9 protein-coding genes are annotated in these 9,413 nt (G+C 51.3%); 3 read left to right on the top strand and 6 right to left on the bottom strand.

The features are described 5' to 3' along the window. The 5 genes from SJI19_RS19985 to SJI19_RS19965 all read right to left on the bottom strand — a co-directional run. Positions 1 to 561 (bottom strand): IS3 family transposase (locus SJI19_RS19985; RefSeq protein ID WP_323480019.1); only part of this gene is annotated, 561 nt, incomplete at its 3' end. Continuing rightward, a complete protein-coding gene (locus SJI19_RS19980; RefSeq protein ID WP_323480018.1) occupies positions 558 to 863 on the bottom strand; it encodes a transposase in 306 nt (101 codons plus the stop codon). The genes SJI19_RS19985 and SJI19_RS19980, both read right to left, overlap by 4 nt. A gap of 303 nt (positions 864 to 1,166) precedes the next feature. After that, positions 1,167 to 2,201 carry an IS110 family transposase gene (locus SJI19_RS19975; protein WP_323480017.1) on the bottom strand — a complete coding sequence of 345 codons (1,035 nt, stop codon included), beginning with the start codon at positions 2,199 to 2,201 and terminating at the stop codon, positions 1,167 to 1,169. A gap of 78 nt (positions 2,202 to 2,279) precedes the next feature. Beyond that, on the bottom strand, positions 2,280 to 2,576 hold the full coding sequence (locus tag SJI19_RS19970) for a hypothetical protein (protein ID WP_323480016.1): 297 nt from the start codon (positions 2,574 to 2,576) through the stop codon (positions 2,280 to 2,282). Positions 2,577 to 3,075: 499 nt separating this feature from the next. Further along, positions 3,076 to 3,882 carry a lytic polysaccharide monooxygenase auxiliary activity family 9 protein gene (locus tag SJI19_RS19965; RefSeq protein ID WP_323480015.1) on the bottom strand — a complete coding sequence of 269 codons (807 nt, stop codon included), beginning with the start codon at positions 3,880 to 3,882 and terminating at the stop codon, positions 3,076 to 3,078. 549 nt (positions 3,883 to 4,431) lie between these two features. Here SJI19_RS19965 and queE point away from each other — a divergent pair. Next, the gene (gene queE / locus SJI19_RS19960; RefSeq protein WP_323480014.1) at positions 4,432 to 5,103 is read left to right on the top strand and encodes a 7-carboxy-7-deazaguanine synthase QueE; all 672 of its coding nucleotides are present in this window, start codon (positions 4,432 to 4,434) and stop codon (positions 5,101 to 5,103) included. 46 nt (positions 5,104 to 5,149) lie between these two features. Here the strand turns inward: queE and queD are convergent, their stop codons facing one another. Further along, positions 5,150 to 5,515, bottom strand: coding sequence for a 6-carboxytetrahydropterin synthase QueD (gene queD / locus SJI19_RS19955; RefSeq protein WP_323480013.1), 366 nt, complete (start codon positions 5,513 to 5,515; stop codon positions 5,150 to 5,152). Positions 5,516 to 5,900: 385 nt separating this feature from the next. On the opposite strand from queD, the gene cysJ reads away from it, so the two are divergent. Then, positions 5,901 to 7,709 carry an NADPH-dependent assimilatory sulfite reductase flavoprotein subunit gene (gene cysJ / locus SJI19_RS19950; protein ID WP_323480012.1) on the top strand — a complete coding sequence of 603 codons (1,809 nt, stop codon included), beginning with the start codon at positions 5,901 to 5,903 and terminating at the stop codon, positions 7,707 to 7,709. Continuing rightward, on the top strand, positions 7,709 to 9,409 hold the full coding sequence (gene cysI, locus SJI19_RS19945; RefSeq protein ID WP_323480011.1) for an assimilatory sulfite reductase (NADPH) hemoprotein subunit: 1,701 nt from the start codon (positions 7,709 to 7,711) through the stop codon (positions 9,407 to 9,409). Before cysJ ends, cysI begins: the two co-directional genes overlap by 1 nt. Positions 9,410 to 9,413 lie beyond the last annotated feature (4 nt).

Genomic DNA, 9,413 nt, shown 5'->3' with positions numbered 1-9,413 from the left:
TGTATGAAATATTATTCCCTTAGGATGGCCACGAGTTTGCCAGGCCATATCCAGTGCGGTGATAACCAGCAGCGCATCGGCTTTCAACGATATTGCCCAGCCGATAACACGGCGTGCGTACAGATCCATAACGACGGCGAGATAAGCCCAGCGTTCACCGGTCCAGATGAACGTAATGTCACTTACCCAGGCTTGATTTGGGCGTTGTGGGCTAAATTGCCGGTTTAATATATTGGGAAGATCGGGTCGTTCTTCGCTATTTTGCGCATAGCGATGCTTGCCTCCCGGCTGTTTACTAACAAGTCCCATTGATTTCATCAAACTAGGTACTTTATAGCGGCCGACCTTAAATCCCGCCTCACCTAGCCTGAGCACCAAAGGGCGGCTGCCTGCAGCCCCCCGGCTTTGATTGAAAAACTCGGTGAGTTTAGCTCGCAAGGTAATATCCGGCACCGATTTATGCTCTCGTTGATTCAGATGTTCATAATAAGCGGAACGCGAGACCTCAAGGGCCTCACAGGCGACGTCGCAGGGGTAAACCGCTGCCATCGTCTTAATCAACGCATACTTTTGAACTCGTCCGACATCAAGAGAGCCGTAGCCTTTTTTAAGATATCTCTTTCCATTTCAAGACGTTTAACGCGTTTTTCGAGTTCTTGAATACGCTGTTGATCCGGTGAGATAGCCTTGCCTTGTGGAGTGATACCGCTGCGTTCGGCGCGAAGTTGGGTGACCCAGCGATGCATGGCACTCTCACTGACGCCAGTCGAGTCACAGGCTTCGCGTTGTGTATAATTTTGGTCTAGAACAAGGCTAGCTGCTTCCTGTTTAAATTCGGCGGTGAATCTGGTTTTTTTAGTCATCGGGACATCCTTTTAGGGACGGCGATTATACCGTCTTAAATGGTGTCCGGCATTAGTGAACCATATATGGACGTCCCGTGTTGTGCAAGTACTGGTTTAATACGGTTTGCAACCATATATCCGGCGTCATTGTTGGGAAAATTATCCCGCGCCATGATGTTATCCGAACCCTGTTTCCTTATCACAACACCGGTGTCTTATTGCCACCTAGGTTCACTTCAGGCTATTACAGGGGCGATTTACCGTTTTCTCATCAGTGCATGCAAACTCAGTAAAATGTTGATTTTTTTATATTGCGGATCATTAATTTATAGAAAATGCCATACTCATATTGAAGTTTGTCGATTCAGCTAACAATCGCCAGGCTATACGTGTCAATTTATTCGCCAGGGCGATAGTGGCTTTCATTTTTCCCCGACGTTCGATGACCTTCCTGAGCCATTTCCCCAGAGCGTCATCCCGCTTTTGTACGCACCGCATTACGGCCCTAGCCCCATGAATAATCAGGGTTCGAAGGCCTCGATTACCATTTTTTGTCATTGAGGTGAGCATGTTTTTTCCGTCAGAACTGTGTTGCCGGGGGACCAACCCACACCAAGCGGAAAGCTGTCTCCCGTTGGTAAATTGTTCTGCGTTTACTTCACTTAAAAAAGCGGCAGCAATGAGAGGCCCCACTCCTGGTATCGTTAACAGCGTTTTATACTTTGGTTGTTGTTGGCATAACGCCGCTATCTCATGCTCGAGAGTATTAATATGCTCATTTAGTAAGTGCATGTTTTCCAATAAAGAAAAAAGAAAACGCCGTAGTGTCAGAGAAATAATGTTGTCTGCATCTTCAATAATGTCAGGGAGCTGTTGCTGAAGAACGTTAATACCTACCGGGATCGTGACGCCTTGTTCTGCGATTAGCGCTCGAGTCTGATTAACAATGGCTGTTCGTTGTTCAACCATCAACTGACGAGTATTCCGCAGTGCTTTTATATCCTGCTGCTCGATTGTTTTTACAGGAACAAAATGGATGCCGGGGCGGAATGCTGTTTCACAAATAGCCAGCGCATCATTAGCATCATTTTTCTGATGACGGGTTAACGCTTTAACATGTTGTGTGGGAATAAGCCTAACGGGGTAGCCCATAGAGTGAAAAGTTCTGCCCCAGTAATGTGAGGTTGCACAGGCTTCCATCGCAATCGGCGTATCAACCGGAAACTGACGAACGGTGTCCAATAGCTTGCTCCTGGAAACCTTCCGATTGGATGTAACAGTTCCATCACTCATCCAGACACAGATCTGAAAAACAGATTTAGCCAGATCGATACCGATGACTTTTATCGCGTTCATGATGTTGTTCCTCTATGAATAAGAGCACTCGGCATAAGTGTGGCAGGAACTTAAGCCTGAGGAGGGACGTCCATCACATCACAACAGATGGCTGGTTCCAGGAGGCGGTGGAAAAAACACCCAGCCATGGGATGGGTTTATTTCGACCGGTTGAGCAAACTCCTCGGGATAAATATGTGCACTACAGGGATCATAACAGCGCGGCGGTTCACATTCACAAGGATCATGATGTGGCGGCGGATAAGCGCCGCAGGGGTCATAATCCGCCGGGGGATTATGGCCAGCCTGAGTGTCGCAAGAGGGCGGCGGCGGTGGGTAATTACCGCCGCGGTCATCTGGCTGACCGTCATAGTAGTTTCTATCTTCTTTATCCATTGCTAGCCTCTTTAATAATCATTAATGATGACGTATTTTAAGTGTCAAGCAGGTTAGATGCGATAATTACCTTTACTTATCTCGAGTAAGACAATAAAGATTCTATTTTTTTACAAAATACATAATTAAAATAACCACAACAACGTTTTTATTTTTTAACAGTTATTACAAAGCACCTTCGGGTAATAAAACCATCTTCCGGTTATCAATAGCGATATTGACCGTTATTTGTGGTCCCAGAAAGAATAAGCCTGCAATTTTCAATTAGCGATTGCCAAATTCCGCAAGGGAATGCCATAAATTAGTTGACCAACAATCGGGCGCCAGCGCGCCCGGGAATAATGGCGATTCAACGCCCTTTCGCAGGAGAATGCCATAAATTAGCTGGCCAATAATCGGGCGCAAGCACGCCCGAGGATAATGGGGTTCTGCGCCCGTCCGCTATAGAGTCTGCCAGATCGCTGCGACTGAATTTCCATCACCATGACTGCGGGTATTCTCAGCCAAAGTCAACATCAAGCGCTTGATAAAATCCGGCAGCAGAGTCGGCAACCAGCCAAACGGCTAAAATAATGTGACGGCCGCGTTTGCCCATAGGCATTCTCACATTCTGTGGGCTAATCGCCGGCATAGTCTGTCGGAGATCAGGCCCCCAATGATTACGATGTCTATTAAACACACTCTGGAAAGGCGTCAGCTCAAGATCTGCACGCCGTAAGCGCATATTTTGATCCCAGCCATCTTTGGTAATAAAATAACGGTAGCCGCGCACGGGATGCCAGACGGTCGTATGCCAAAAGATGGGGTATGTGCCGCCCGCGACCACTGGTGTCACCGGCCAGCGAACGCCACGGGCAGCAAACAATTCGTTATCGGTAAAATTCACGATATTCCGTGAAGTATCCGCGCGCCCGCCGCTGATAATAAACCCATCAGGTACGGTGCGCGGCACTGCGCCGCCATCATTAGCAAATTGGTCAGAATCGGGAAAAGGCGCACCAAACTGCGTTCTCTCATTGTCGAACCACCGCAATGGCGCGATACTGTGTTCGGGGAAGTTTTTCATCCCCTCCATTTCCGACGTTAACCATGAACTAAGCCAATTATTCCGAAAAGCGAACTCCGCGCGCGATACCGGACTGGTTAACCAGCCATGAGCCGGTTGCGCATTTGCAACATAAGGATCGATAGGCACATGTGGGAACGGCGGATGACCACCGTGAACCGCATATTCTTCCCCAGGTAGTTCGGGGTTACCATTCGCACTGTGATTATTATCGTTTTCATATTCATCGATATTATTCATATTCATCTTCTCCATTATTTATAACGATTGATTGACAACTGCTTTGAAAAATAACCGTAAAATCAATTTTAATTAGATAATATGTTTAAATAGCAAATAGCAAATAGCAAATAGCAAATAGCAAATAGCAAATAGCAAATAGCAAATAGCAAATAGCAAATAGAATCAGCTAATCGAGCGAGTATTTTCAATAGTATGGTTTTTAATTTTTAATAGAGCATCCTCATCACCACTCTTCATTTCATCACTCATCAGAGCCATTACCCATATAGTATTCGTTTATTCTCTTTTTACCATTGCCAAATTTCGCAGTGCCATGCCATAAATTGGCGTGATATCACCTGAAGCCGCCCGCAGCCATTTTTTATGCCACTGATGTGTTATTCTGAATTTTGTCTGATTATCCTGGACCGGCAATCGACCTTAAACCGCGGTATCGACGGATTTTTCCGCTGCGGTGACAACAACATTGGCGTCTTTACGCTAATCTGCAATAATCAGCGCCCTCATTTGCGGTGACATCATCGAGAACCCTATATCGAGAACCTTATGCAGTACCCACTTAACGAACTATTTCAGACGCTCCAGGGCGAAGGTTACTTCACCGGCGTCCCGGCAATATTTATCCGCCTGCAGGGCTGCCCTGTGGGCTGTAGCTGGTGTGACACCAAGCATACCTGGGAGGTTGACCCGCAGCAGCAGGTCGCACTGGGGGATATCCCGTTAAAAACCACCGACAACCGCCACTGGGCCAACGTGACGCCAGAGGAGGTATTGGCGCTGATCACGGCGCAGGGCTATACCGCCCGCCATGTGGTGATCACCGGCGGCGAGCCGTGCATCCACGATCTGTATGACTTGACGCAGCTATTGGAACAGCAGGGTTTTAGCTGCCAGATAGAAACCAGTGGCACCCATGAGGTGCGTTGTACCAGCCAGACCTGGGTCACGGTTTCGCCGAAGGTGGGCATGCGCGGCGGCATGGTGGTATTGCCGCAGGCATTGCAGCGCGCCGATGAAATTAAGCACCCGGTGGCGCGAGCGCGCGATATTGATCATCTTGAGCAGCTATTGGCGACGATTGAGGACGACAAACCGCGCATTATTGCCCTGCAACCCATCAGTCAGTCGGACACGGCCACCAAACTCTGCATCGACACCTGCATTGCCCGCAACTGGCGCCTGTCGTTACAGACGCATAAATACCTGAATATTCCGTAATCTCGATGGGGGGTACCTTCGCTGGCGGTTCTTGCCGTTCGCGGTGCTATTGCTCGCCGTGATAAACGCAGCCGGCAGTGCAGGTTTCTTTCACCACGATAGCGCTAAGCAACGGCAGGCTAGGTTTTAATTCCTGCCAAATCCAGTGGGCCAGTATTTCACTGGTGGGGTTTTCCAGACCGGGGATATCGTTAAGATAGTAGTGGTCCAGTCGATCGATAAGGGGGCTGACATGCTGTTTGAGCTCGGCAAAATCCATCACCCAGCCGGTTAACCGGTCCACCTGGCCGGTAATTTCCACCCGCACCATAAACGAATGACCATGCAAACGCCCACATTTGTGGCCGGTGGGAACATGCGGCAACAGGTGCGCCGCTTCAAAGGTAAAATCTTTAAATAACGTGGTGACCACTGTAAAACCTCAAGTAACAACAAATGCGGCAGCTAACAGAAATATCGCTAATTATACTATGGTAGGGGGCGGAACCCGGTCAGATCAAGGTGTAATTAACAAAAGTGGCAACGGCAAAAGAGACTGGTGGAGTAAAGCGGCGGCGGCGACGACGTTTTGCCTCTCTGTGTGTCCCCATGGCGGTGGGCTGCTGGTATGTCATGCGGGTTTTCTTAACCACTTTAATCGATAGGTTTAATCGGAATAACGCGTTAGGCTTTTTAGTTATTTAATATTGCCATCACATCTTTTATTGATTGCGTCACACTGAGTAACCTTACAAACTCTGATGATCCTTTAATCCATCCCCGGCCACATTGGTACGTACAAGGAAATTCGAACCGCAATGACGACTCAGGTCTCTCCTACATCTTTGCTCCCGCTCAATCCGGAACAATTAGCCCGTTTGCAGGCTGTTACCGGCGATCTGTCGCCGCTGCAGCTGGCCTGGGTCTCCGGCTATTTTTGGGGGCAGGTTAACCCGGTTGCTGCGGCCAGTGGCATCACTGCCACCACGCAGCCGGCCAAGGCACCCGCCATCACGCTGCTTAGCGCATCACAGACCGGCAATGCCCGGCGACTGGCCGAACAACTGCGCGACGACTTGATTGCCGCCAGGCTGGATGTGAATCTGGTGAATGCCGGCGACTACAAATTCAAAAACATTGCCCAAGAAAAGCTGCTGCTGATCGTCGCGTCCACCCAAGGTGAAGGCGATCCGCCGGAAGAGGCGGTGGCGCTCTATAAATACCTGTTTTCTAAAAAAGCCCCGCGGTTGCCGGACACCCAGTTCGCCGTATTCGGTCTGGGCGATACCTCATACGAACACTTTGCCAAGATCGGCAAGGATTTTGACCAACGACTGGCGGAACTGGGCGGCCAACGGCTAGCGGAGCGGGTTGACGCTGATGTGGAATATCAAGCGCTGGCACAAGCCTGGCGTCAGGATATGGTGGCATTACTCAAAACACGGGTTCCCCAGGAGAATGACGCTCAGCTTAGCCATAGCCTCAGTGGCGCGGTTGATGAGCTCGATTCCACGCCCTACAGCAAACAGCAGCCGCTGGTCGCGACGCTTGCGGTATCGCAAAAGATCACCAGCCGCCAATCGAGCAAAGATGTGCGGCATATCGAGATCGATCTCGGTGATTCCGGGCTGCGTTACCAGCCGGGCGATGCGCTTGGGGTCTGGTATGAAAACGATCCTGCCCTGGTGGCCGAACTGATCGCCCTGCTGTGGCTCGACGGTAGCCAACGGGTGACGGTAGCCGGACAGGAGATGACCTTGACCGAGGCGCTGATAGGGCATGTTGAACTGACGCAAAATACCCAGATTATTGTGGATAACTATGCTGCGATTGCCCGTGACGAGGCGTTGCTGGCCCTGACGGTAGATAAAACCCGGCTGCAACGCTACGCCCAGTCCACACCGATCGTGGATATGGTACGTCAGGCGCCGATCGAGCTGGGTGCGGATCAACTGCTGGGTCTACTACGTCCGCTGGAGCCGCGCCTGTACTCCATTGCGTCTTCCCAAGCAGAAGTGGGAGCCGAGGTGCATATTACTGTCGGTGTGGTACGTTATGAGGTGGATGGCCGCCCGCGCACTGGCGGCGCCACCGGTTATCTGGCCGATCGCTTGGCTGAGGATGACCGTGTGCGCATCTTTATTGAACACAATCATCATTTCCGGCTGCCGGAGAACCCAGACGCGCCGGTGATCATGATCGGTCCCGGCACCGGTATTGCACCGTTCCGGGCGTTTATGCAACAACGCGAAGCGGACGGCGCCACGGGTAAAAATTGGCTATTTTTTGGCAATCCACACTTTACCGATGATTTTCTCTACCAGGTGGAGTGGCAGCGTTATAAAAAAGACGGCCTGTTGAGTGCCATTGATTTAGCCTGGTCGCGGGATCAGCCGGAAAAAATCTATGTGCAGGATCGGCTACGTGAAAAGGGCGCCGAGGTGTGGCGCTGGATTGAACAAGGGGCGCATATCTACGTTTGCGGCGATGCCAACCGTATGGCCAAGGATGTCGAACAGGTCATGCTGGAACTGATCGCCGAACACGGCGGCATGGATATCGAGCAGGCCGATGAGTTTTTAAGCGAGCTGCGCATAGCGCACCGTTACCAGCGAGATGTTTATTGATGAGCGAAAAACAACCCAATCCTCCTTTATCCGATAATGAACGGCTCAAGGGACAGAGCAATTTCCTGCGTGGCACCATCGAGGCGGATCTTAAGGATCAGCTGACCGGCGGGTTTAACGGTGATAATTTTCAACTGATTCGCTTTCACGGCATGTATCAGCAAGATGATCGCGATCTGCGCGCCGAACGCGCCGAGCAAAAGCTGGAGCCGCTGATCAATATGATGCTGCGCTGCCGGTTGCCTGGCGGTATTATCACCCCAGCGCAATGGCTGGGCATCGACGCGTTTGCTGCCGAACATACGCTTTACGGCAGCCTTCGGTTGACTACCCGGCAAACCTTCCAGTTTCACGGCGTACTTAAACCTGATCTTAAGCAGATGCATCAACTGCTGCATAAGCTGGGGCTAGACTCCATTGCCACCGCCGGGGATGTCAATCGCAACGTGCTGTGCAGTGCCAATCCGGTAGAGTCGGTGTTACATCAGCAGGCGTATCAATGGGCTAAAAAGATCTCCGAGCACCTGCTGCCGAAAACCCGCGCCTATGCCGAGATTTGGCTGGACGGCGAAAAACATGAAACCACCGACCAGGAGCCGATCCTCGGGCCGACCTATTTGCCGCGCAAGTTTAAAACCACGGTGGTGGTGCCGCCGCTTAACGACGTGGATTTGCACGCCAACGATTTAAACTTTGTCGCCATCAGCGATAACGGTCAACTGGTCGGTTTTAACGTGTTGGTCGGTGGTGGATTGGCCATGACCCATGGTGATACCTCTACCTACCCGCGTAAAGCCAGCGAGTTCGGTTATATTGCCGCCGAGCATACCCTGGCGTTTGCCGAGGCGGTGGTGGGTACCCAGCGTGATTGGGGCAATAGGTCCAACCGGAAAAATGCCAAAACCAAATATACGCTGGAACGCGTTGGGGTTGAGGTGTTTAAAGCCGAAGTTGAACGGCGGGTCGGCATCCCGTTTGAACCGATCCGTCCCTATCATTTCACCGAGCGCGGCGATCGATTCGGCTGGGTGAAAGGCATTGAAAACCTCTGGCACCTGACCCTGTTTATTGAGAACGGTCGTATCCTGGACTATCCAGACCGCACTCTGAAAACCGGGTTGGCCGACATTGCCCGCATCCACAAAGGGGATTTTCGCCTGACCGCCAATCAAAACCTGATTGTGGCCGGGGTTCCAGCCCGTAATAAAGCCAAAATTGAAGCGCTGGCACGCCAGCATGGTCTGATCAATGACGGCGTTAGCCTACAGCGCAAAGCCTCCATGGCCTGCGTGGCCTTTCCCACTTGCCCGCTGGCAATGGCGGAAGCTGAGCGCTTTTTACCGCAGTTTGTCACTAAAGTGGAAACTATCATGTCAGCCCACGGCCTTGGCGAGGATGAGATCATCCTACGGGTTACCGGCTGCCCCAACGGCTGTGGCCGTTCGATGCTGGCGGAGATCGGTCTGGTGGGCAAAGCGGTGGGGCGTTACAACCTCTATTTGGGCGGCGATCGCACCGGCGAACGCATTCCGCGCCTGTATCGTGAGAATATTCCCGAGGACCAGATCCTGGCGATCATTGATGAAACCACCGGCCGTTGGGCGCAGGAGCGGCAGCCCCATGAATCTTATGGTGACTTTGTGCTGCGTGCTGGCATCGTCAAGCCGGTGATCAACTCCGCACAAGACTTTTACGATTAACCTG

Source organism: Acerihabitans sp. TG2 (assembly GCF_035013185.1).
Taxonomy (GTDB): domain Bacteria; phylum Pseudomonadota; class Gammaproteobacteria; order Enterobacterales; family Enterobacteriaceae; genus Acerihabitans.
The sequence above is the reverse complement of the archived record's forward strand: the minus strand, read 5'-3'. Positions and strand labels throughout refer to the sequence as shown.